Origin of the sequence: Bradyrhizobium sp. WBAH42 (assembly GCF_024585265.1) — a bacterium.
In the GTDB taxonomy this organism is placed as follows: Bacteria; Pseudomonadota; Alphaproteobacteria; order Rhizobiales; family Xanthobacteraceae; genus Bradyrhizobium.
In genome coordinates this window covers 7272257-7294796 of the sequence record NZ_CP036533.1, presented here as the reverse complement: position 1 = coordinate 7294796, position 22540 = coordinate 7272257, and the positions used below count along the sequence as shown (strand labels likewise).

At 66.2% G+C, this 22540-nt stretch carries 22 protein-coding genes; 8 read left to right on the top strand and 14 right to left on the bottom strand.

The genetic code is table 11. From position 1 onward, the window contains the following. Positions 1-177: 177 nt before the first annotated feature. The 8 genes from DCG74_RS34350 to DCG74_RS34315 form a co-directional block, all read right to left on the bottom strand. Positions 178-1392, bottom strand: a complete 1215-nt coding sequence (locus DCG74_RS34350) for a M48 family metallopeptidase (protein WP_172785922.1) — start codon at positions 1390-1392, stop codon at positions 178-180. Positions 1393-1424: 32 nt separating this feature from the next. After that, a complete protein-coding gene (locus DCG74_RS34345; protein ID WP_172785923.1) occupies positions 1425-1985 on the bottom strand; it encodes a LemA family protein in 561 nt (186 codons plus the stop codon). Positions 1986-2123: 138 nt separating this feature from the next. Beyond that, positions 2124-3104, bottom strand: a complete 981-nt coding sequence (locus DCG74_RS34340) for a small ribosomal subunit Rsm22 family protein (RefSeq protein WP_172785924.1) — start codon at positions 3102-3104, stop codon at positions 2124-2126. A 150-nt stretch (positions 3105-3254) separates the two neighbouring features. Beyond that, positions 3255-6719 (bottom strand): chromosome segregation protein SMC, encoded by a 3465-nt coding sequence (gene smc, locus DCG74_RS34335; RefSeq protein WP_172785925.1) that lies wholly within the window; start codon positions 6717-6719, stop codon positions 3255-3257. 217 nt (positions 6720-6936) lie between these two features. Next, on the bottom strand, positions 6937-7593 hold the full coding sequence (locus tag DCG74_RS34330; RefSeq protein WP_172785926.1) for a DsbA family protein: 657 nt from the start codon (positions 7591-7593) through the stop codon (positions 6937-6939). 127 nt (positions 7594-7720) lie between these two features. Further along, positions 7721-8218 carry a DUF721 domain-containing protein gene (locus tag DCG74_RS34325; protein ID WP_172785927.1) on the bottom strand — a complete coding sequence of 166 codons (498 nt, stop codon included), beginning with the start codon at positions 8216-8218 and terminating at the stop codon, positions 7721-7723. Positions 8219-8230: 12 nt separating this feature from the next. Next, a complete protein-coding gene (locus DCG74_RS34320) occupies positions 8231-8551 on the bottom strand; it encodes a HigA family addiction module antitoxin (protein ID WP_172785928.1) in 321 nt (106 codons plus the stop codon). Beyond that, a complete protein-coding gene (locus DCG74_RS34315) occupies positions 8526-8807 on the bottom strand; it encodes a type II toxin-antitoxin system RelE/ParE family toxin (protein ID WP_172785929.1) in 282 nt (93 codons plus the stop codon). The genes DCG74_RS34320 and DCG74_RS34315 overlap by 26 nt, the downstream gene beginning before the upstream one ends. Positions 8808-8890: 83 nt before the next feature. Here DCG74_RS34315 and mutY point away from each other — a divergent pair, with 83 nt between their 5' ends. Both mutY and DCG74_RS34305 read left to right on the top strand, forming a co-directional pair. Beyond that, on the top strand, positions 8891-9985 hold the full coding sequence (gene mutY, locus DCG74_RS34310) for an A/G-specific adenine glycosylase (RefSeq protein ID WP_172785930.1): 1095 nt from the start codon (positions 8891-8893) through the stop codon (positions 9983-9985). Positions 9986-10048: 63 nt separating this feature from the next. Next, positions 10049-10471: a PaaI family thioesterase gene (locus tag DCG74_RS34305; RefSeq protein ID WP_172785931.1), complete on the top strand. Its 423-nt coding sequence runs from the start codon at positions 10049-10051 to the stop codon at positions 10469-10471. Positions 10472-10676: 205 nt separating this feature from the next. On the opposite strand, the gene DCG74_RS34300 is transcribed toward DCG74_RS34305, so the two are convergent. Then, positions 10677-11954: a flavin-dependent oxidoreductase gene (locus tag DCG74_RS34300; protein WP_172785932.1), complete on the bottom strand. Its 1278-nt coding sequence runs from the start codon at positions 11952-11954 to the stop codon at positions 10677-10679. A gap of 126 nt (positions 11955-12080) precedes the next feature. Between DCG74_RS34300 and DCG74_RS34295 the strand changes: the two genes are divergently transcribed. Beyond that, positions 12081-12701, top strand: a complete 621-nt coding sequence (locus tag DCG74_RS34295; RefSeq protein WP_172785933.1) for a glutathione S-transferase family protein — start codon at positions 12081-12083, stop codon at positions 12699-12701. Positions 12702-12812: 111 nt separating this feature from the next. Here DCG74_RS34295 and DCG74_RS34290 read toward each other — a convergent pair whose 3' ends face one another. Next, positions 12813-13736, bottom strand: a complete 924-nt coding sequence (locus tag DCG74_RS34290) for a LysR family transcriptional regulator (RefSeq protein WP_172785934.1) — start codon at positions 13734-13736, stop codon at positions 12813-12815. Positions 13737-13828: 92 nt separating this feature from the next. Here DCG74_RS34290 and DCG74_RS34285 point away from each other — a divergent pair, with 92 nt between their 5' ends. From DCG74_RS34285 to DCG74_RS34275, 3 genes are all read left to right on the top strand, one after another. After that, a complete protein-coding gene (locus DCG74_RS34285; RefSeq protein WP_172785935.1) occupies positions 13829-14272 on the top strand; it encodes a nuclear transport factor 2 family protein in 444 nt (147 codons plus the stop codon). A gap of 89 nt (positions 14273-14361) precedes the next feature. Next, on the top strand, positions 14362-14493 hold the full coding sequence (locus tag DCG74_RS34280) for a DUF1127 domain-containing protein (RefSeq protein ID WP_172785936.1): 132 nt from the start codon (positions 14362-14364) through the stop codon (positions 14491-14493). A 321-nt stretch (positions 14494-14814) separates the two neighbouring features. Beyond that, positions 14815-16824, top strand: a complete 2010-nt coding sequence (locus DCG74_RS34275) for a methyl-accepting chemotaxis protein (RefSeq protein ID WP_172785937.1) — start codon at positions 14815-14817, stop codon at positions 16822-16824. 52 nt (positions 16825-16876) lie between these two features. Here DCG74_RS34275 and DCG74_RS34270 read toward each other — a convergent pair whose 3' ends face one another. From DCG74_RS34270 to DCG74_RS34260, 3 genes are all read right to left on the bottom strand, one after another. After that, positions 16877-17557 carry a glutathione S-transferase family protein gene (locus DCG74_RS34270; protein WP_172785938.1) on the bottom strand — a complete coding sequence of 227 codons (681 nt, stop codon included), beginning with the start codon at positions 17555-17557 and terminating at the stop codon, positions 16877-16879. 126 nt (positions 17558-17683) lie between these two features. Beyond that, positions 17684-18010 carry a hypothetical protein gene (locus DCG74_RS34265; RefSeq protein ID WP_172785939.1) on the bottom strand — a complete coding sequence of 109 codons (327 nt, stop codon included), beginning with the start codon at positions 18008-18010 and terminating at the stop codon, positions 17684-17686. 101 nt (positions 18011-18111) lie between these two features. Then, complete coding sequence (locus DCG74_RS34260) at positions 18112-19242, bottom strand: site-specific DNA-methyltransferase (protein WP_172785940.1); 1131 nt, start codon at positions 19240-19242, stop codon at positions 18112-18114. Positions 19243-19670: 428 nt separating this feature from the next. On the opposite strand from DCG74_RS34260, the gene DCG74_RS34255 reads away from it, so the two are divergent. Then, positions 19671-20642, top strand: a complete 972-nt coding sequence (locus tag DCG74_RS34255) for a neutral zinc metallopeptidase (protein WP_257187469.1) — start codon at positions 19671-19673, stop codon at positions 20640-20642. A 153-nt stretch (positions 20643-20795) separates the two neighbouring features. After that, positions 20796-21359: a molybdenum cofactor biosynthesis protein B gene (moaB, locus tag DCG74_RS34250; RefSeq protein ID WP_172787525.1), complete on the top strand. Its 564-nt coding sequence runs from the start codon at positions 20796-20798 to the stop codon at positions 21357-21359. A gap of 199 nt (positions 21360-21558) precedes the next feature. Here moaB and DCG74_RS34245 read toward each other — a convergent pair whose 3' ends face one another. After that, positions 21559-22518 carry a helix-turn-helix domain-containing GNAT family N-acetyltransferase gene (locus DCG74_RS34245; RefSeq protein WP_172787524.1) on the bottom strand — a complete coding sequence of 320 codons (960 nt, stop codon included), beginning with the start codon at positions 22516-22518 and terminating at the stop codon, positions 21559-21561. Positions 22519-22540 lie beyond the last annotated feature (22 nt).

Sequence of the window (22540 nt, the reverse complement as noted above, 5' to 3'; positions counted from 1 at the left end):
AGGTCGCAATCGGCCGGGCCCCAAATCGATGTCCGAAAAGACGTCCCGAGTCTGCTGTTGGGCGCGAACATGGCAGAAACAAGGGAGAATTCAATTCCTTGCGCTCCAGTCACGGCAATTCCCGAGGATATTCCCGATTGCCGGGAAACCTGCCGCATGAAGCGGCAAATCACGTCATCAGTGACGGCCCCACGGTCCCATCGGATTGGCTGCCGGGGCTCCCGAGGGGCTGGGCGCGGGAACAGGCGGCGGATTGGCGGGAGCGGCGCCATCGCCCCACGGCCCGTGCGAGAGCGGCGGCGGACCGTCCTGCGCCTCGGCCTGTTCGGTCTCGGGCTGTTCCGTCTCTTCGGTGGGGTCCGGCAGCGGACCGGGGTCATGGCCGCCGGCGAACTTGACCAGGGCGTCGACCCGGGACTGCACGGACGGGTGGGTCGCGAACAGATCGGCAAAGCCCTCGCGCGGATTGTCGACGCAGAGCTCCATCACCGCCGAGGTCGCGCCTGGCAGCTCGCCGCGATTCTCGATCTTGCGCAGCGCCGAGATCATGGCATCCGGATCTTTGGTCAGCTCGACCGAGCCGGCGTCGGCGAGATATTCGCGTGACCGCGACAGCGCGAGCTTCACCACCTGCGACAGCAGCCAGGCCAGCACGATCAGCACGATTGCGATGATGATGACGATGATCGCACCGCCCCCGGAGCTCTTGCTGTCGCTTGAGGACGAGGACGACCGCGAGGACGAGGAGGAGCCCGAGGACCAGGAGCCGCCGGAACCGGAGCTCCAGTTCAGATTCGTGAACAGGCGGAAGAACAATTCGCCGAAGAAGCCGACCACGCCGGCGATGATGACGGCGACCACCATGAGCTGCACGTCGCCGTTTTTGATGTGGGTCAGCTCGTGGCCCAGCACCGCTTCGATCTCCTTGTCGTTGAGCGCATCGAGGAGACCCGTGGTGACCGTGATGGAATATTGCCGCGGATTGAGACCGGTGGCGAACGCGTTCAGCGCCGGGCTCGCCATGATCTTCAGCTTCGGCATGGTGATGCCGCGCGAGATGCAGAGGTTTTCCAGCAGATTATAGAGCCGCGGCTCCTCCTGCCGGGTGACGGCGTGGCCGCCGGTCACGGCGTCGATCATCGACTGGTGGAAGAAATAGGCGATCGCGATCCACGCGATCGCCGCAACGGTCGCGAAGGGCGCGGCCTTCAGCAGGTCGGAGAAGGCCCGGGTCAGATAATAGGCGACCGTGCCGTTGCCGTTGATGACGACCTCGGCCACCAGCGCGCCGGCATAGACCAGCACGTAGACCAGCGCGAACAGGCCGGCGAGCAGCAGCATCGAACGAAACTTGTTCGAGGCGATGTGCGTGTAGAGACCATACGCGGCCATGACGCGATGCCCTGCCGGCCTATCGGCTCAAATCAGAACTTCACCTGCGGCGCCGCCTCGACCTCGGTGCGGCTGGCGCCGAGATCGAAGAACTCCTTCCTGGTGAAGCCGAACATGCCGGCGAACAGAGCGGCGGGCATCTGCTGGATGCCGGTGTTGTATTCCTGGACTGCGTTGTTGAAGAAGCGGCGGCTGGCTGCGATCTTGTTCTCGAGGTCGGAGAGCTCGGATGCGAGCTGCTGGAAATTGGCGTTGGCCTTGAGGTCCGGATAGGCCTCCGACAACGCGATCAGCCGGCCGAGCGCACCGGAGAGCTGGGTTTCGGCCGCGGACACCTGCGCCGGGCCCTGCGCCGACATCGCCGAGTTGCGCGCCTTGATGACGTCGTCGAGCGTGCCGCGCTCATGCGAGGCATAGCCCTTCACGGTCTCGACCAGGTTTGGGACCAAGTCGTGGCGCTGCTTGAGCTGCACGTCGATGTCGGCAAAGGCCTGGCCGACGCGCTGGCTCAGCGCCACCAGGCGGTTGTAGGCGCTGAAGGCGAACAGCACGAGGACGACGATGACGCCGAGAACGATCCAGCCGGTCGACATGAAGAACTCCTGAAGAGGGAAGAAGGCGGGCGCTAGGGTAGACCAAATTGACGCGGGATGAGAGCCCGGCGCGGAGGGAAGGTAGGACTTGGTCGGATCAGGAACGGCCCGAGTTCAAGGCAGGCCCGGCCGGCGAAATTAACTTTCGGACATGACGGCATCGCCCCAGCGCCAGCGCCGCGCGTCGGCATAGGCCGCCTTGTCGCGCCGCGGGACTTTTGCCGGCGCAACCCCAGCCTCCGTGCAGAGCTTGGCCGTGATCTCCGCCTTGCCGATGTCCGGCGGCGCTAGCACGCGCGCGGCGCGCATGGCCGGAGGCGTGCGAGTCAGCGCGACGTAGATGAAGCGCTCGTCCTCGAACGGCACCTCGGCGCCCTTGATCTGGCGGTGCGCCTGCGACCGCGGCAGGCGCTGGCTGAAATGGCACCAGTCGGGGGCGATGAGCGGGCAGGGCCTTTCGTGCGGGCAGGGCGCGGCGACGAAGGCACCAGCTGAGATCAGCTGCTTGCGCAGCGCAAGGATGCGCGCATAGCCGGCCGGCGTGCCGGGCTCGATCACCACCAGCGCGTGGCGCGCTTTGGCCCACATCGCTTCCGCGAGCTTGCGCTGTTCGGCCTCGCCGAGCTCATTGATGACGTAGCTGGCGATGACGAGATCGGCTTGCGAGACTTCAGCGAGATTGCCGCTGGCATCGCCGGGCAGATAGCGGCAGTCCGCGAGGCGCGTGCTGTCGCGTGCCAGTTCCAGCGCGAGCCGGCTCAGCGTGGCATTGGCGTCGAGCAGCGTGAAATCCTGCAGCGACGGAAAGGCTTCCGCGGCCGCCCAGCTGGCGGTGCCCGGGCCGGCGCCGACGTCGAGCAATGTCTCGGGGGCGAGATCAGGCGCGATCTCAGTGAGCGCATTGACGCTGGCCGCCACCGCCGCGTAGGTCGCAGGCATGCGCGCCAGCGCATAAGCGAGCGCATCGGCTTCGGACTTGATCGTGCCGGAGCCGCCACCGGCGCGATAGGCGGTCGAGATTCTTTGCGAGCGCTGCGCCGCGTCGCTGCGGGAGAAGCCCTGGAGCTTGCCGTCGAGCGCGGCCTTCAGTTCGGCGGGAAGGGTGGGGGAGATCTGCATCCGCGGTCATGCCCCGCGAAGCGGGGCATCCAGTACTCCGTGACAGTGCCGTCAACCGAGAAGCTGCGGCGTACTGGGTCAGTCCGCTCCAGTGCGCAATTTGCGCACAAGGCGGATGATGACGTCAATGGGTGTGGCGCGACTGCGGACTCACGCCACGTTCTGGTCGAGAATGTCCACCGCCTCGGCGAGGCTCACCGACACCAACTGCGAGACGCCGCGCTCGGCCATGGTGACGCCGAACAGCCGGTTCATCCGCGCCATCGTGATCGGGTTGTGCGTGATGATGATGAAGCGGGTGTCGGTCGAGCCGGTCATCTCGTGCAAAAGGTTGCAGTAGCGTTCGACGTTGTGGTCGTCGAGCGGCGCGTCGACTTCGTCCAGCACGCAGATCGGGGACGGGTTGGTCAAGAACACCGCGAAGATCAGCGCCATCGCGGTCAGCGCCTGCTCGCCGCCCGACAGCAGCGACAGCGTCTGCGGCTTCTTGCCCGGCGGCTTGGCGATGATTTCGAGGCCGGCTTCCAGCGGGTCGTCGCTCTCGATCAGGTGCAGCGCGGCCTCGCCGCCGCCGAACAGCTCGACGAACAGGCGCTTGAAGTGGTTGTTGACGACGTCGAACGAGGTCAGGAGCCGCTCGCGGGCTTCCTTGTTGAGGCTCTGGATGCCCTGGCGCAGCCGCTTGATGGCTTCGACCAGGTCGTCGCGCTCGGTGACGAGGCCGGTGTGCTGGGTCTCGACCTCGCGCAGCTCTTCCTCGGCGCGCAGGTTGACGGCACCGAGCCGCTCGCGGTCGCGGCGCATCTTTTCGAGGTCTTCCTCGATCTCGTGCAGCGGCGGCAGCTCGGCGCCGGGCTCGATCTCGGCAAGGCCGGCGACGGCCTGCGGCTCGACCTCGAGCATATCGCGGATCTCGCGCTCGATGTCCTCCAGCCGGCGGCGGGCGCCTTCCATGCGCTCCTCGGCGCGGGCGGTGGCCTCGCGGGCACTCGACAAGGCTTCGAGCGTCAGCTTGGCGACACGGTCGGTCTCGGCCATTGCGGTTTCCGCGGTGGCGAGCGCGTCGGCGGCCATGCGGCGGTCGTTCTCGGCGTATTCGATCTCGGTGATCAGCGCGCTGCGCTTCTCGGCGAACACGGCGGGGGCGTTCTCGAGCTCGCTGCGCTCGATGGTGAGCTCGGCGATACGGGCCTGGATGGTGTCGATGTGGGAGGCCGCGCTCTCCTTGCGGTTCTGCCACTCGGTGCGTTCGGCGAGGATCGCCTGCACGCGGCGGTCGGCGAGCTCGGCTTCGCGTGCCAGCGCCTGCGCCTCGGCGCGGACCTGGGCGGCCATGCGGCGGCGGCCTTCGATGTCGCTGCGGACCGCGGCGAGCTGGGTCTCGGTGTCTTCGCTCGACGGCAGCTCCCCGATGCCGGCCTCGGCATATTCGTATGCGGCCTCGGCTTCGGCGCGGTCGGCGGCGAGACGGCTGTGCGCTTCCGACAGCGTCGCCTTGCGCGCGGCATGTCGGCTGATCTCGCGTTCGGCATTGGCATGGCGCTCGCGCGCGACGTTCAGCTCGCGCTGGGCGGCACGCCAGGCTTCGCGGCTGGCGCCTTCGGTGCTGGCTGCCATCTGCAGCTCGGACTCGGCGTTCTCCAGCGCCTGGCGCTTGATCTGCGCGTCGATGCGGGCCTGCTCCAGCTCGTTCTCGATGTCGACGAGGCGGGCGCGCTCGGCAAGGCGCCGTGCCGCGCCGGTCGGCGCATGCGCGGCGGCGACGAAGCCGTCCCAGCGCCAGACGTCGCCCTCAGGCGAGACCAGCCGCTGGCCGGTCTTGAGCTGCGACACCAGCTCGGCACCGCGCTCGCGCGGCACGACGCCGATCTGCGCCAGGCGGCGCGCCAGCTCGGCCGGCGCCTGCACATGGTTGGAGAGCGGAACGGCGCCTTCGGGCAGCTCCGGATCGCCCTCGGAGTGTCCGACATTGGTCCAGCGCATCGGCGCCGACGGGTCGATCGGCGCATCGAGGTCGTCGCCGAGCGCCGCGCCGATCGCTTTTTCAAAGCCCTTGTCGACGGTGATGCCGTCGATGATCGGCGGCCACAGATTCTTGGTTTCGCCGTTGACGATCTTCGAGATCGTGCGGGCCTCGGTCTCGAGCCGCTGCACGCGCTTGTCCGCTTCGACCAGCGGCGAGCGCGATGATTCCAGTGTCTGGCGTGCCGCGACATGCGCAGCTTCGCTGGCCTGCGCCGCAGCTTCGGACGCGGCCAGCGTCTGCTCCGCGGTCTCGACCGTCGCGGTCAGCTCGTCGAGATCGCCGAAGCCGCCGGTCTCGGCGGCAAGCTTCTGCTCTTCCGCGGTGACGTTGGCGATCTCCTGGTCGAGCCGGGCGAGCTTGTCGCGGTGGGTGCGGACGTTGGCCTCGAGCTGGTTGCGCTTGGCGGTGAGGTCGGCGAGCGCGGTGGTGAGCTCGGCGAAGCGCTGCTCGGTCTCGGTCAGCACCGCCTCGGCTTCGGCGACGCGCTCGTCGACGCCGGAGCGCTTCTCGACGCGCGACTTGATCTCTTCCTTCAGCTCCGCATCTTCCGCGTCGAGCCGCTGCAGCGCGACGTCGGCATCCATGGTCTGCTGCTGGGCGCGCGAGATGTCGCCCTCGAACTGGGCGAGGCGGCGCTCGAGCTCGGCGACGCGCTCCTTGGCGCGCTCTTCCTCACGGTCGAGCTGCTCGCGGGCATTGGTCAGGCGCTGCAGGCCGGCGGCGGCGCGCGCTTCGGCGTCGCGCAGCGCCGGCATCTCGGCGGCGCGGATCGCCTGGATGCGCGCGGCCTCGGCCTGGTGCTGGGTGCGCTCGGCCATCTCGCGCACGGCGAGGTCGTGGGTCTGGCCGGATTCGTTGACGTCCGCATGGGCGCCGATCCAGCGCAGATGGAACAGCGTGGCCTCGGCCTTGCGGACCTTGGCCGCGACCTCGCGATAGCGCACGGCCTGGCGGGCCTGCTTCTTCAGGCCTTCCATCTGGCCGGAGAGCTGGCCGATCACGTCCTCGACGCGAGTGAGATTGGTTTCGGCGGCCTTCAGACGCAGCTCGGCCTCGTGGCGACGGGCATGCAGGCCGGCGACGCCGGCGGCGTCTTCCAGCACGCGGCGGCGCTGCTCGGGCTTGGCCTGGATGATCTCGCCGATCTTGCCCTGGTGGACGAGGGCGGGCGAGCGCGCGCCGGTGGCGGCGTCCGCAAACAGGATCTGCACGTCGCGGGCGCGCACGTCGCGGCCGTTGATGCGGTAGACCGAGCCGGCCTCGCGTTCGATGCGGCGGGAGATTTCCAGAAGCTGGCTGTCGTTCATCGCCGCCGGCGCGGTGCGATCGGCATTGTCGATCGTCATCGTCACTTCGGCGTGGTTGCGCGCCGGACGGTTGCCGGAGCCGGCGAAGATCACCGCGTCCATGTCGGCGGCGCGCAGCGACTTGTAGGAGGTCTCGCCCATCGCCCAGCGCAGCGCTTCGACGAGATTGGACTTGCCGCAGCCGTTGGGGCCGACCACGCCGGTCAGGCCGGGCTCGATGACGAAGTCCGTGGGCTCGACGAAGGACTTGAAGCCGTGAAGTCGCAGGCGGGTGATTTTCATAAGCACGCATCTCTGTTGGCAGGCGCGAATCCCCCTGCCGGGACAATACCATGGAAGGCAATGTCGCTATCCGGGCGAGTCGCGCCAGGCGCCTCATGCGGCTGGACAATGGCCGCGGTGCGCCGCGAGGGCAACCGGCGAAAGCCGCTTTTCCCAAGGGATTTATGCCGGGAAAGCTACGGCTTTCGAGATGCGAATCAGGATCTTGACGAGCGAATCAGCTCTTCAGAAGCGGGTTGATCTTCTTGGCGAACTCCTCGAACGAGGCTTCGCCCTTGATCTTCTCGCCGTTGATGAAGAAGGTCGGCGTCGAATCCACCTTGAGCACGTCGCTGGCGTATTTCTGGTCGGCGGCGATCTTGTCGAGCAGCGCCTGGTCCTTCAGGCAGGCTTCGACCTGCTGCTGGGTGAGGCCGGCCTGCTTGCCGATCCGCGTCAGGGTCTCGGTGGTGTTCTTCATCACCCAGTCGTTCTGCTGGCGAAACAGCATGTCGGTGACCGCGAAGTATTTAGGCGCGTCGTCCTTGGCGATGCAGCGCGACAGCATCGAGCCGGCGGCGGCTTTGATGTCGAGCGGGAACTCGCGGAAGATGTAACGCACCTTGCCGGTGTCGATGTATTCCTTCTTGATCTTCGGGAACACCTGCTCGTTAAAGGCGGCGCAGTGCGGGCAGGTCATCGAGGCGTATTCGGTAATGGTGACGGCGGCGTCCTTCGGGCCGAGCGCCATGTCGGGCAGCGACACCGGCTTGGCCACATCGGCGGCGGCCTGAGCCATGGCGTCGGAGATGAACCGCAGCGGCGAGAGCCCGGCGAACGCGGCAAGCCCGGTCAGCGACAGCATCGTGGTGAAGGCGCGGCGGGTAATGATCAAGGTCGGCTCCCGGGATTGGCAAGGTTCGCCCGAGGTTCCCCTTCGGACGGCCTGTCGCTAGCTTGAAACGTCGTTTGAGGCAATGGCGGGCGCTGCGGACAGGTCCAGTTTGGCCGCGGAATGAGGCTCAATTTCGCTTGATGGCAGCCCCGAGGCGCGCCAGCGCCGTCTTCAGTTCTTCATCATCGATGTCGGTCAGGGTCTCCGCCACCTTGGCGACGGCCTTGGGGTCCGGCGGGCCGGGCCGCTTGCGGACCTGCGGCCGCGACAGCGGCGCCTGGCGGAAGGCGAGCTTGCCGACCGCGCTCCAGCCGAAGAAGCGGTTGACCCGCTCCAGGATCACGTCGGCCGAGTGCTGGATTTCCAGCGCCATCGGCCCCTCGACCCGCAGCACCAGCGTTGCCGGCTCCTGCGGCTGCCCCTCCACCGGCCGCGGCCATTGCATCTTGAGCGGCTCGGCATGGGCCGCGATCTCGGGACCTGCAATCTGCGCCCACCGCGTCACCAGCTCGCGCGCCGCAAAGCCCTGCTTGGCATAGGCCTCGGCGAAGACGTCGTCGAGCAGGATCCCGAGCGGTTTTGCGCTGATGGGGCCGGGCTTGAAGATGGGACCGGATTTGGACATGGGGCGGGTCCGCTATGCGGCCGCTCGGGGCCGAATGGCCTTGAGATCGCGATCGATCTCGCGCCGCCGCTGCATCAGATCATAGTCCATCTGCAGACCCAGAAAAAAGCCCTCCGACAGACCGAAATAGCGGGCGAGCCGCAGGTCCGTGTCGGCAGTGATGTCGCGCTTGCCGAGGACGATCTCGTTGATCCGCCGCGGCGGGACGTGAACGGCCCGCGCCAGCGCGTTCTGGCTGAGTTCCATCGGCTTCAAGAACTCCTCTAGCAGGATCTCGCCGGGATGGGGATTGCGGAGGAAACTGTTCCTAGTGGTAGTCGACGATTTCGACATCTCTCGGTCCTCCTTCATCCCAAACAAAACAGATGCGCCACTGATCGTTGATCCGGACCGAGTGCTGACCTTCGCGGTTGGCTTTCAGGGCTTCCAGCCGATTGCCCGGAGGAACCCTAAGATCCGCCAACACCCGCGCCTGGTTCAACAAGCGCAGCTTTCGCAAAGCCACATTCTGAATGTCGGGCGGCAGTTTTCGACTTCGCCGACCGGACCAGATCAACTCTGTCTCGGAGTTGGCGAAGCTCTGGATCATGTCTGTGTATAACGCAAGGCGTTATAGCGTGCAACGGTCCGGTCGCGCTGGCCACAGGCGGAATCCTCCTCTAGTAAAGGTGTATGCTCTCCACGACTGCGCGCAAGAAGGAACAGAATACGGCGTCATCGTCGGCGCGCCCGCTCGCGCTCCTGCAATGGTACGACCGCCATCGCCGCCGACTGCCCTGGCGCGCCGCGCCGGGCGAGGCGTCCGATCCCTACCGCGTGTGGCTGTCCGAGATCATGCTCCAGCAGACCACGGTGAAGGCGGTCGGCCCCTATTTCGAAAAGTTCGTCGCGCGCTGGCCAGACGTCACCGCGCTGGGACGCGCCTCGCAGGACGACGTGCTGCGGATGTGGGCCGGGCTCGGATATTATTCGCGCGCACGCAACCTCCATGCCTGCGCGATCGCTGTGACGCGCGAGCATGGCGGCGTGTTTCCGGATACCGAGGAGGGGCTGCGCGCGCTGCCGGGGATCGGGCCCTATACGGCGGCGGCAATCGCGGCAATCGCGTTCGACCGCCGCACCATGCCGGTCGATGGCAATATCGAGCGCGTGGTGTCGCGTCTGTTCGCCGTCGAGGAGGAGCTGCCGCAAGCCAAGCCGCTCATCCAGCAACTCGCCGCGACGCTGCTGGCGGATTCTCGCGCCGGCGACAGTGCGCAGGCGCTGATGGATCTCGGCGCCTCGATCTGCACGCCGAAGAAGCCGGCCTGCTCGCTGTGTCCGTTGAACGAGGACTGCACGGCGCGCGCGCAAGGCACCCAGGAGACGTTCCCACGCAAGGCGCCGAAGAAGAGCGGGACGCTCAGGCGCGGCGCCGCTTTCGTGGTCACGCGCGGCGACGAGTTGCTCGTCCGCTCGCGGCCCGAAAAGGGCCTGCTCGGCGGCATGACGGAGGTGCCGGGCTCGGACTGGCTCGCCGGCCAGGACGATGCGATGGCGAAGCAGCAGGCGCCGGAGCTGAAGGGATTGTCACGCTGGCAGCGCAAGGTGGGCGTCGTCACCCATGTCTTCACGCATTTCCCGCTCGAGTTGGTGGTCTACACCGCGAAGGCGGAAGCCCGCACCCGCTCCCCTGAGGGCATGCGCTGGGTGCCGATCGCAACGTTAGCGGGCGAAGCGCTGCCGAACGTGATGCGCAAGGTCATCGCGCATGGTTTGGGTCTCTAGGATCCATCCTGCTGACAGCAGGCTGTCAGCAGCCTTGCGCTAACAGGGGGCAGGAGATATCGCATGGTCAAGACCGCGCTCGATAACTTACGTAGGCCCCCATGTGCCGAGCTGCTCGGCTGGCGCCTGCTCGATGCGCGTCCCGAGGAGGGCTGGATCAAGCTCGCCTTCGAGGGCAAGCCGGAATTCTGCAACCCCGCGGGCTTCATCCAGGGCGGCATGCTCTCGGCCATGCTCGACGACACCATGGGTCCGGCGGTGCTGGTGATGAGCGAGGGCCGGCTCTACACCACCACCATCAGCATGACCGTGAATTTTCTCAGCCCCGCAAAGCCCGGCCCGATCATCGGCGAAGCCAGGGTGACGCAGCTCGGCAAGACCATCGCCTTCGTCGAAGCCAAGCTGATGGCAGAGGACGGCACCGTGCTGGCGACGGCCAGCGCCAGCGAGCGCCTGCTGGAGGCGGCGAGGGTGGTCGGTAAATAGATTCTCCGCGGGAGCCTCTTCCCTTCTCCCCTTGCGGGAGAAGGTGGCGCGAAGCGCCGGATGAGGGGTATCTCTCAGCGAATTCAAATGCGAGTTGGACTCGCGGAAACAACCCCTCACCCGAGTGAGTCTGCGTTGACCAGCGCCGCGGCCCTCTCCTGCAAGGGGAGAGGGCGCATCAACGTGCATCTCGCTCTTTGGAGTATCATGCCTTCAGGCGTGCGTCCTTGCTCACGATCGGCGGCTTCGCATTCAGCGCCTCGACCTGGAAGCCTGCGACGCGCTTGTAGTTGGCGGCGATGTCTTCCAGCTCCTGCTGCGACAAGACGTCGGTGACCACGTTGTAGCCATCAGGCGCGCGCTCCTCGACCAGCTGCATCACCTGCTCGGGGCCGTTCTTGCGGTTGAGCAGGACGAGGTCAGTCGTCGCGGGACGCCGCTCGGCTTCATAGGCGAGCAGTGCCGCCTGCGTCGGGCCGTGCGCCAGGATCTCGCGGGTGATGACGCGCGCGTCGAGGATCGCTTGCGAGGCGCCGTTCGAGCCGATCGGGTACATCGGATGCGCGGCATCGCCCATCAGCGTGACCTTGCCGAAGGTCCATTGCGACACCGGATCGCGGTCCACCAGCGGATATTCATAGGCGTGCGGGCAGTTCCTGATCAGGGCGGGCACGTCGAGCCAGTCGAACGTCCAGCTTTCGAACCAGGGCAGGAACTCTTCCAGCCGCGCGGTGCGGTTGTAGTCCTCGCGCCGCCACTGATAGGTCGGCGGCATGTGCCGCTCGGCGACCCAGTTGATGAGGTGGTTGCCCGCCGCATCCGGTTCTTTCGAGATCGGATAGCAGACGAATTTCAGGATCTCGTGGCCGGCCATGATCATGGTGCGGCCCGTCAGGAAGGCCTTTGCCGCCGTGACGCCGCGCCAGAGGATGCGGCCGTTCCAGATCGGCGGGCCTTCGTTCGGATAGAGCTTTTCGCGCGCGGCGGAATGGATGCCGTCGGCGGCGATCAGGATTGCGCCTTCGTAAGTGCCGGTCGCCTTGCCAGTCGCCCTGTCGACGAAGTCGGCGCGCACGCCGCCCGCCGTCTCGGTCCAGCCGGTCAGATGATGGCTGGTGAGGATGTTGTCACGGCCGAGCCGATCGACCGCGGTGTCGAGCAGGATCTGCTGGAGCGTGCCACGATGGATCGAGAATTGCGGCCATTTGTATCCGGCCTCGAGGCCGCGCGGCTCGCTCCAGATCGGCTTGCCGTGCTTGGAGAAATAGGCGAGCTCGCGCGTCCGCACGCCGCTGGCGTCCAGCTTGTCCAGCAGGCCGAGCTCGATCAGCTCGCGCACCGCATGCGGCAGCACATTGATGCCGACGCCGAGCGGCTTCAGTTCCGCGACGCTCTCGAACACTTTCACGGGAACGCCGATTTGATGTAGGCTGAGCGCAAGCGTGAGCCCGCCGATGCCGCCACCGGCGATGAGTACGGTCATGACAAATCCCCCTCCGATTGACGGCGTCTTCGCACAGCCGGGCGGCCGTGGGCAACTGCGAACAGGCCGCCTATGGACGGCGCGGCGGTGGACCGTTAACCTCCGGTTTTCCCCATGAGGTCCGACATGCTCAAGCTCTACTACGCCACCGGCACCTGCGCGCTCGCCACCTACATCACCCTGGAAGAGGCCGGCGCCGACTACACCGCCGAACGGCTGAGCTTCAAGGACAACCAGCAGAACAGCCCGGACTATCTCGCGATCAACCCGAAGGGCCGGGTGCCGGCGCTGGTCACCGACCGCGGCGTGCTGACCGAGACGCCGGCGATGCTGGCCTATCTCGCGCAAACCTTCCCCAAGGCGAAGCTCGCGCCGCTCGACGATCCCTTCGACTTCGCGCAGGTGCAGTCGTTCAACTCCTATCTCTGCTCGACCGTTCACATCAACCACGCCCACAAGATGCGCGGCGCGCGCTGGGCGACGGAGGAGAGCTCGTTCGCCGACATGAAGGCGATGGTGCCGAAGACCATGGCCGCCTGCTTCAAGCTGATCGAGCAGAAGATGTTTCGAGGCCCCTGGGTGATGGGCGATCAATACACGGTCTGCGATCCCTATCTCTACACGCTCTCGACCTGGCTCGAAGGCGACAGCGTCGACATCAATGCGACGCCGAGGATCGCCGATCACTTCAAGCGCATGACCGATCGTCCCGCGGTGAGCAAGGTGATGGCGGCGCAGAAGGCGTAAGGCCGCGCGGCTGTCGTAGCTCTTGTAGGGTGGGCAAAGGCGCAGAGCGCCGTGCCCACCATCTTTCCAAGATTGCAATAGAAGTGGTGGGCACGCTCCGCTTTGCCCACCCTACGGGAGCTTCCGCCTGGCTTGCTCCAGCTCCCGCCCGGTCTCCAGCATCAGCCGCCGCAGCCAGATCGAGCCGGGATCCATCTGCGCGCGCGTCGGATGGAACATGAACTGCTCGTCGATCCCAGGATCGAGCGGCGGCGTCACCGCGACGACGCCGAGCTGCTGCGACAGCGCGGCGATCAGCCGGCGCGGCACGAAGGCGACGAGATCGGTGCGCGCGGCGACGTGCAGCGCTTCGAGATACCCTGACACCACCAGCGAAACGTGCCGCTCGATGCCCTTGGCTCGCAGCCAAGTGTCGATCAGGTCCTCCTGCTGGCCGCGGATGATGACTCCGACATGGCGCGCGGCGAGGAAGGTCTCGCGCCGCTTCAGCTTCGCGGCCAGGGGGTGGCCGCGCCGGACCGCAAGCGCATCGCTGTCGGTATAGAGCAATTGCCGGTGAAAGCCCTTGAAGGCATTGCCGATCGAGATCACGAGGTCGATGGTGCGGGCGAACTCGGCGTGGAAGATCGCCGGTCCCCGCCACGGCACCACGTCGATGCGGACGTTGGGGGCAAGGCGCGTGACTTTCGCCATCAACTTCGGCATCAACAGCTCGACCGCGAGATCCGGCATCATCAGACGGAATTGCCGCTCGCTGCGCGCGGCATCGAAGTCGTCAGGCACGAACAGCCCGCGCACCTGGTCGAGCGCCTGCGCCAGCGGTGCGCGCAGGGCCTGGGCCCGGAGCGTCAGCTCCATTCGTGCGCCCGTGCGCACCAGCAGCGGATCACCGAAGATGTCGCGCAGGCGCTGCAACGCGTGGCTCGTCGCCGGCTGGGACAGGCCGATCCTCATGGCCGCGCGGCTGACATTGGCCTCGCGCAGCAATGCGTCGAGCGCGGTCAACAGGTTGAGGTCGAGCGAATGCAAATTCATGAGGTGAATAGATATCATATTTCAAATCGATTTGAAGAATGCCGTCGGCCCGGCGATGATCTCCGCGTTGTCACCACGAGGAGAATGCCGCCATGAACGCGAGCGCCAACAAGAAACTGCTGCAGGATATCTTTGCCGCGGCCGCCAATCCCGATCCCGCCGCGCGCGACCGCGCCCTGTTCACCGCAAGTCTCGCCGACGACGCCAAATGGGTCGTGACCGGGCAATATTCCTGGTCGCGCACCTTTGCCGGCAAGGAGGCGATCCTCAAAGATCTGCACGGCTATGTCCGCACGCGCCTGCGCGACCGCACGCGTACCATCGCCCATCGCTTCATCGCCGATGGCGACATCGTCGTCGTGGAAGCCAAGGGCGACAACGTCACGCCCGAGGGTGCACGCTACGACAACGACTATTGCCTGGTGTTTCGCCTGGAGGACGGCAAGATCAGGGAGATCCGCGAGTACTGCGACTCGGTCCTGACCGAGAAGGCGCTCGGCCCGTTTCCGCAAGCTCCCGCGAGGGCAGCGAGCTGAACGGCTTGAGCACGATCTGGTCTGCCGGCTGGCGCCTTTCGTTTCGGCCTGCGAGGGTCGCATCGGTCTGGCGCAAGCTGGCGGAGTTCATGCGGCTCCGGCGAGAGCACGCGCGGATTCATCGCCAGCTCGCCGCCATGAGCGAGCGGGAGCTTCTGGACTTCGGAATGACGCGGTCGGAGATTTCGTACGAGCTGAAGAAGCCTCTCCGATGGACATAGCGCAATACAGGATGCAGCCTCGGACCACCGGCGTCAGTGCGGGTGGTCCGGAAGCATCTCTGACGAACGGCATGCATCGGTCTGCATGGCCCGGCGCATTCGCATGCGGCTTTGCATAGCTGCCGACAAAATCAGCAGATTTGCTGCGGGCCGAGACCGCGCGCGCGAGGAATTTGAAGGTTCAATTAAGAAGTGTCCCCCATTGTGTCGCGGTGCAGCGTAGGCCGCCAGTGGCGCGGCGTGCGGCTGTCGGAGTGGCCGTGACAATCGCCGGAGTTGTTCGGTCCCTCGAATTCACATGCATCTGGGTGGACAGTGGGAATGCCGAAATTTCGTTTGCGGATCAGGGGACGCCTGTACGCAGGCTTCATGGCCCTGGTGGCGGTCGGTCTCGTGATGGCGGTGGTTGCCGTCTGGAATTTGCGGGACGTGCAGGATCAGGTCGCAAGACAATCCGCCCTCTCGGACAGCACGGCGCGGGTGCTGGAAATATCGGCCCATCTGCAGGCGATTCAGCGCGCCAATTTGCGCTACGTCTACGACGCCAACGAATCCGCAATGAAGGAGGCGCAGGAGCGGGAAACCGCCGCGACCGAGCTGCTGCGGGTCGGCGCGCAGGGGACGCTGTCGGAGGAGCGGCGCGCGCTCTACAGCGGCCTGATCGACGACATCGCCAAAATGCGACGCCTGCGTGACAATCTCGGCGACGCCGTCAACGAGACGAGAACGGGCAAGGCGACGCTGCTGCCGAGCGGCGAGGAGCTGGCCACCAAGACGGGCAAGCTCGTCGACGTGGCGCGCGCCGCCGTCGATGAGGATACCGCTTCCCTCGTCGCCGATCTCGAATCCCGAATCCTGCTCGTGCGGATCGCAAACTGGCGTTTTCTGGCGCTGCGCGATACCCAGGGACCTGCGACCTTCAGGGCGAGCGTCGACAGGGCCGCGCAACGGCTCGCGGCGCTCGAGAAGAGCCCGCAGGCGGCGGAGCTGCGAGCTGCGCTCGCGCCGGTGAAGACTTCGCTCGCCCTCTACAAGTCGGCGTTCGAGGCGACGTCGGCCGCGATGCTTCAGGCCGACGAGATCTACCACAAGAACCTCGCGCCCCTCATCGTCGACAGCATCGGCAAGCTCAAGACCACGGAAGCCACGCTGAAGAAGGACTATCGGGACTCGCGGAACAATGCCGAAGCCGTGCTTGCGGGAACGACGACCGTTCAGGAGATCGCAGGCATCCTCGCCATCCTGTTCGGCGGCATCGTCGCCGTCCTGATCGCACGCAGCATCGTCGGTCCGCTGACCTCAATGACGCAGGCGATGGGGCGGCTTGCCGGCGGCAATCTCGAGGTCGAGATTCCCGGCCGCGGCAAGGCCGACGAGATCGGCGACATGGCCAAGGCGATCCAGGTGTTCAAGGACAACATGATCGAGACCGAGCGCATGCGCGCCGAGCAGACAGAGCTCGAGGCGCGGCAGGCCGAGAGCCGCAAGGAAGACATGGCCAGGCTCGCCGATCAGTTCGAGCAGGCGGTGGGCGAGATCGTCAACACGGTGTCGTCGGCATCGAGCGAGCTCGAAGCCTCCGCGGGCACGTTGACGACGACCGCCGCGCGGGCCCAGGACCTCTCGACGGGGGTCGCCAGCGCCTCGCAGGAGGCCTCGGCCAATGTGCAGGCGGTCGCCTCGGCGACCGAGGAGCTTTCCTCCTCGGTCTCCGAGATCGCCCGCCAGGTGCAGGAATCCGCCCGCATCGCCACCGAGGCTGTCGGTCAGGCGAGCCGGACCAACGAGCGCGTCGGCGCCCTCTCCAAGGCCGCCGCGCGGATCGGTGACGTCGTCGAGCTGATCAGCACCATCGCCGGCCAGACCAACCTCTTGGCGCTGAACGCCACGATCGAGGCGGCGCGTGCGGGCGAAGCCGGCCGCGGCTTTGCGGTGGTCGCGACCGAAGTCAAGGCGCTCGCCGAGCAGACGGCCAGGGCCACCGGCGAGATCGCCCAGCAGGTCTCCGGCATCCAGGCCGCGACCGAGGAGTCGGTCGGCTCGATCAGGGAGATCAGCGGCACCATCGAGCGGCTGTCGGAGATCTCGTCGACCGTCGCCGCCGCCGTGGAGCAGCAGGGCGCGGCGACGCAGGAGATCTCCCGCAACGTCCAGCAGGCGGCCCAGGGCACGCAGCTCGTCTCGTCCAATATCGGCGACGTGCAGCGCGGCGCCTCCGAGACGGGCTCGGCCTCCTCGCAGGTGCTGTCGGCGGCGCGTTCGCTCTCGGCCGACAGCAACCGGCTGAAGCAGGAAGTCGCCAAGTTCCTGAGCTCGGTCCACGCCGCCTGAAGTCTCGAACGCAAAAGGCCACGCGCATGCGCGTGGCCTCGAAGCGGCGCGATCAGGCCACCTTGGTCGTCATGTGCCTGAACATGTTGGCGCGCGCTTCGTCGTCCATCTCGGCCTTGAAGGTGAACTTGTCCTTCAGGGCGATGGCGCGCGCCGCCGCCGGGCGCGCCGAGATCTCGTCGAACAGCCGCTTCACGTTCGGGTATCGCGCAAAGGCGTCGTCGCCGAGCTTGAACGGCACCATCCGCGCCCAGCCCCACAGCGCCATGTCGACGATCGAATAGCTGTCGCCGACCATGTAGCGGCGGCCTTCGAGGTGGCTGTCGAGAACCTTGTAGTGGCGGTCGGTCTCGTACTGATAGCGGTTGTGGGCGTAGTCGTGGTTCTGGTCCTTCGGTGCAAAATGCTTGAAGTGCACGGCCTGACCGGAAAAGGGCCCGACGCCGCTCGCGACGAACATCAGCCACGACAGCAATTCGGCGCGGTTGGAGGGCAGGAATTTGCCGGCCTTCTCGGCGAGATAGAGCAGGATGGCGTTCGAATCGAACACGATGGTGCCGCCATCGTCGATCGCCGGCACCTTGCCGTTCGGATTGATCTTGAGGAATTCCGGCGTGAACTGCTCGCCCTTGCGGGTGTCGATCTTCACCGGCTCGAAAGGCAGGCCGGATTCTTCGAGATAGAGCGCGACCTTGGTCGGGTTAGGTGATCCATTGAAATAGAACTTGAGCATCAAGCATCTCCCCGGTGTCTATGGCCGCGCGCGGACGCGGCGTCGTTGGGCGAGCCTGTCTTGCCTGAACCTCGTCGGAGAGAGCAACCGGCGAGTTTGCCGGGCGGTGTCTGCGCGGTACGCAGATCAGGCGGCGTAACAGAGGCCGATTGCCGCCGCGATGACCATGGCCGCACCCACGGCCTCCAGCCGCAGGCCGAGCCGGGCGGCGAGATGCATGTCGGACGCCCGCGCCGCGCGCTCCGAACCGCGCGAATAGCCGTGAACGATGACGTCCTGGTTGAAGTTGTCGTGCGCCTCGTTGCTGCTGGCGAGCCCGACGCAGATCACGAGCACGCCGAACAGCGCCAGGCCGAAAAACCCGAGAAGCGCGATCAGGAACATGGGAAACATGCCGATCAGGAAGATCGGCAGCAGTGGCACCAGCAGCAATGTCTCGGACTGTCGTCGCATGGGAGCCGGCCCGTCAGGACGGTTTGACGCGTGATCCTAGTCCCGAATGAGGACGTCGTTGATCAACACTCCGTCATTCCCGGGCGGGCGACGGCGGAAAACTACTCCGCCGCCATGCCGGCGCGGATCTCGGCGCGGAGCTCGTCGATCAGCTTGAGGCCCTTCTTGGTCTCGACGTGCCAGAAGGTCCAGCCGTTGCAGGCCTGCGCGCCTTGCGCGACCGCGCCGATGCGGTGGATCGAGCCGACCTTGTCGCCGAGCATGATGGCGCCGTCGGCGCGCACCAGCGCCCCTAGCTTCTTCTTGGCGTCGAACAGCTTGGTGCCGGGCATGATCATGCCGCGCTCGATCAGCTCGGAGAACGCAACGCGCGGTGCCTCGCGCGCGGTCATGAATGGGGCAAGGCTCTCTTCCGGCAGCGGCTCGACCTTGGCGATCCGCGCCTCGGCGGCCTTGGCGTAGGTCTTGTCGCGCTCGAAGCCGATATAGGAGCGGCCGAGGCGCTTGGCGACCGCACCGGTGGTGCCGGTGCCGTTGAAGGGATCGATCACGAGATCGCCGGGCTTGGACGAGGACAGCAGCACGCGCGCCAGCAGGCCTTCCGGCTTCTGCGTCGGATGCACTTTCTTGCCGTCGGCGCCCTTGAGGCGCTCGTCGCCGGTGCAGAGCGGGATCAGCCAGTCGGACCGCGCCTGCACGTCCTCGTTGGCGGCCTTCAGCGCCTCGTAGTTGAACGTGTAGCCCTTGGCTTTTTCGTCACGCGCGGCCCAGATCATGGTCTCGTGCGCGTTGGTGAAGCGGCGGCCGCGGAAATTCGGCATCGGGTTGGTCTTGCGCCAGACGATGTCGTTCAGCAGCCAGAAGCCGAGGTCCTGCATGATGGCGCCGACGCGGAAGATGTTGTGATAGGAGCCGATCACCCAGATGGTTGCCGACGGCTTCATGGCGCGGCGTGCGGCGAGCAGCCAGGCGCGGGTGAAATCGTCATAGGCGGCAAACGAATCGAACTTGTCCCAGTCGTCGTTGACGGCATCGACATGGGATTCGTCGGGGCGCTTGAGATCGCCCTTGAGCTGCAGATTGTAGGGCGGGTCGGCGAACACCAGATCGACACTGGCTGCCTGGAGCTTCGACATCTCGGCGACGCAATCGCCGAGGATGATGCGATGCGAAGGGGACTCAAAATTTGTGCGGGGCGCCCTTGCAGACGCCCCGCGACGCGACTCTACCATGACTCAAGAACTCTGACTCAGGCGACGCTGTCGGCGACGCGGGACCAAACAACCGACTGGCCGTTACATTGAAGGGGCAAAGTAAAAATCGACTTAATCCGCTGCTTTCGTGAGCAGTCCTCGCATCATCCTTCGTGCATGAGTTGTCGTGCGCGTTCGCCTTGTTTTACAGTGTATTTCGCGCTCGCGCGGCTCGCGGGACCGATCGTGGCGGCAAAAAGGCCGTAAATTTCTCTCGGAAAAAACTGCTCGGCCCTCGGAAAAATTTGCTGGCGTCGACAGGCTGTCGCACTAGGCAATTTTTGCCGGCCACGATATTGATAAAAGCAACGGAAATTTTACGTATGTGGCGCGTTGAGCTTTCGCGTTTCCGTGCGCCGTCGAAACTTAAATCAGGGACCCCAGAGGAAAGGCCGCCATGCGCTACGATGACTTCCGCCGCAGCGACGACATCGAGGCATGAAGGGCAGGTCGAGTTCACCATGCGCGACATCGACCGGCTGTCGCGCCGCGTGCCCGTGCTCTGCAAGGTCGCCCCGTCGGTCGCCGACGTGCATGTCGAGGACGTGCACCGCGCCGGCGGCACCATCATCATCCTCGGCCTGGTCGGCTACGCCTTCGGCATCGATCCCCGCATCCTGATCGGCGGCGCCGAGATCCTCACCGGCGGCGGCCATGCGCCGAGCTACCAGACCGATCGCCAGGCCTCCTCCGGCAAGCGCGGCGCGCCGACCGACGAGATGGGCAGCATGATCTCCGGCATCCTCGGCGAGATCGACGATCGCTGGACCGAGATCTTCCAGGCCAGCGGCCAGACCTATACCGGTCCGAAGATCGTGCTGTTCCGCAACGCCACCAACGGCGGGCGCTGCGGCATGGCGCAGTCGGCGATGGGGCCGTTCTATTGTCCGCCGGACCGGACCATCTTCCTCGACACCGGCTTTTTCCGCGAGGTCGAGACGCGCTTCCGCGGCTGCTCCGGCAAGTCGGCGTGCAATTTCACCACGGCCTACATCATCGCGCATGAAGCCGGCCATCACATCCAGAACCTGCTCGGCATCATTCCACGCGTGACGCGGCTGCAGCAGCAGGTCGGCTCGAAGGCCGAGGCCAATGCGCTCCAGGTGAAGGTCGAGCTGCAGGCCGACTGCCTGTCCGGCGTCTGGGTCAACCGCGAGGCGAAGAAGCGTCCGAACTTCCTCGAGCCCGGCGACATCGAGGCCGCGCTGAGCACGGCGAGCGCGATCGGCGACGACACGCTGCAGCGCCAGGCCACCGGCCGCGTCGTGCCCGACTCCTTCACCCACGGCTCGGCGGCGCAACGCAAGCAATGGTTCATGACCGGCTACCAGCAGGGCACGGTCCAGGCCTGCAACACGTTCGGCGCCGGAGGGTTGTAGGCGAGGACTTGCCCCGGACGCTGCGTAGCACGAAGTGATGCGCTGCAGAGCCGGGGCCCACATTGCCGGTCTCCCAAGCCTCCGAAATGGGTCCCGGCTCTGCGACGCACCGCTGACGCGCTGCATCGCGTCCGGGACACGAAAGAAGCGCAAATGGCCTCCATCGACGAATCCAAACAATTCATCCCGCTCAACATCGCGGTGCTCACGGTGTCCGACACGCGCGCGCTGGCGGATGACAAGTCCGGCCAGACCCTCGCCGACCGTCTCACCGCCGCGGGCCATCATCTCGCCGCGCGCGAGATCGTTACCGACGATGTCGAGGCGATCCGCGCCGTGATACGCCGCTGGATTGCCGATAGCGGCGTCGACATCGTCATCACCACCGGCGGCACCGGCTTTACCGGACGCGACGTCACGCCGGAGGCGATCGAGCCGCTGTTCGAGAAGCGCATGGACGGCTTCTCCATCGCCTTCCATCTGCTGAGCCACGCCAAGATCGGGACATCGACGATCCAGAGCCGCGCCACGGCGGGCGTCGCCGGCGCGACCTACATCTTCTGCCTGCCCGGCTCGCCCGGCGCCTGCCGCGACGGCTGGGACGGCATCCTGGCGGCCCAGCTCGACTACCGCACGCGCCCCTGCAACTTCGTCGAGATCATGCCGCGGCTGGACGAGCATCTGCGCAGGCCGAAGGCGCAGGGCGCGACGGTTTGATTGCGGACGATGATGCTTTCTTCCCTTCTCCCCTTGCGGGAGAAGGTGGCGCGAAGCGCCGGATGAGGGGTATCTATCCGCTTGCACTGATGCTCGCGGAGACATACCCCTCACCCAAGCGAGTGTGTGTCCGCCACCGGAGATGCCCTCTCCCCCAAGGGGAGAGGGCGCAGCAATGCGCATCGCGCCCGCACCGAGATCAGAGATCCAGCTCCCACGTCTCTCCGACCAGGTCGGCACCAAAGCTGCGATGCGGCTCGGTCGCGACCAGCTTGAATCCCGTACTCTTGTAGATCCCGCGTGCGGCAACGAGGATGCTCTGCGTCCACAGCGTCATCTTGCTGTAGCCGCGCTCGCGGGCGCCCTGGATGCATTGCTCGACCAGTGCGCGGCCGACACCGAGGCCCCGTGCTTTCTTCTCCACCTGCAACAGGCGGAGCTTGGCGATCTCGTCCGTGGCCTTGACCAGGAACACCGAGCCGACCGGCTCGCCGCCGACCTCCGCGATCCAGCAGTGCTCGCGCGCGGCGTCGTAATTCCTGATGAACTGCGCGCAGATCTCGGCGACGAGCGCCTCGTAGCTGATGTCCCAGTTGTAGTCCGCGGCGTAGGCGGCAGCCTGGCGGGAGACGACCCAGCCCATGTCGCCGACGCGATGGCTGCGCAGCATGAAGGACGCGGGCTGGCTTCGGCGTTGCTCCAGCACGGCCTCGATGGTCGCCATGGCCTGTGTGAGCCGCGTGGTATCGCCGGGCGAGAGCTGAGCCAGCATCGCGGCGACCTCGTTTTGCGAGCTCAGGTTCAGCTTGGCGAAGGCCTGCCGGCCCTTGGCGGTGAGGCTGAGCTGGTATTGCCTGCGGTCCGCGGGCAGGGGCTTTCGCGTGATCAGCCCCTTTTCGTCGAAGCTCTGGACGATGCGGCTGAGATAGCCGGGATCGAGACCGAGCTCGCTGCCGATCTCTTTTGCCGCAAGGTCGTCGCGATGGGCGAGTTCGTAGAGCACCCGCGCCTCGCTGAGCGAGAACGGGCTCTTGCCGAGGTGCTGGTCGAGCACACCGAGCTTGCGGGTGTAGAAGCGGTTGAAGGCGCGGACCGCCGCGACATGGTCGCCCGTGACCTGTTCGGCCACGGCGCTTGACGGCGAAGCTTTCGATAGCATGGGATCACCTCGATATTTGCCA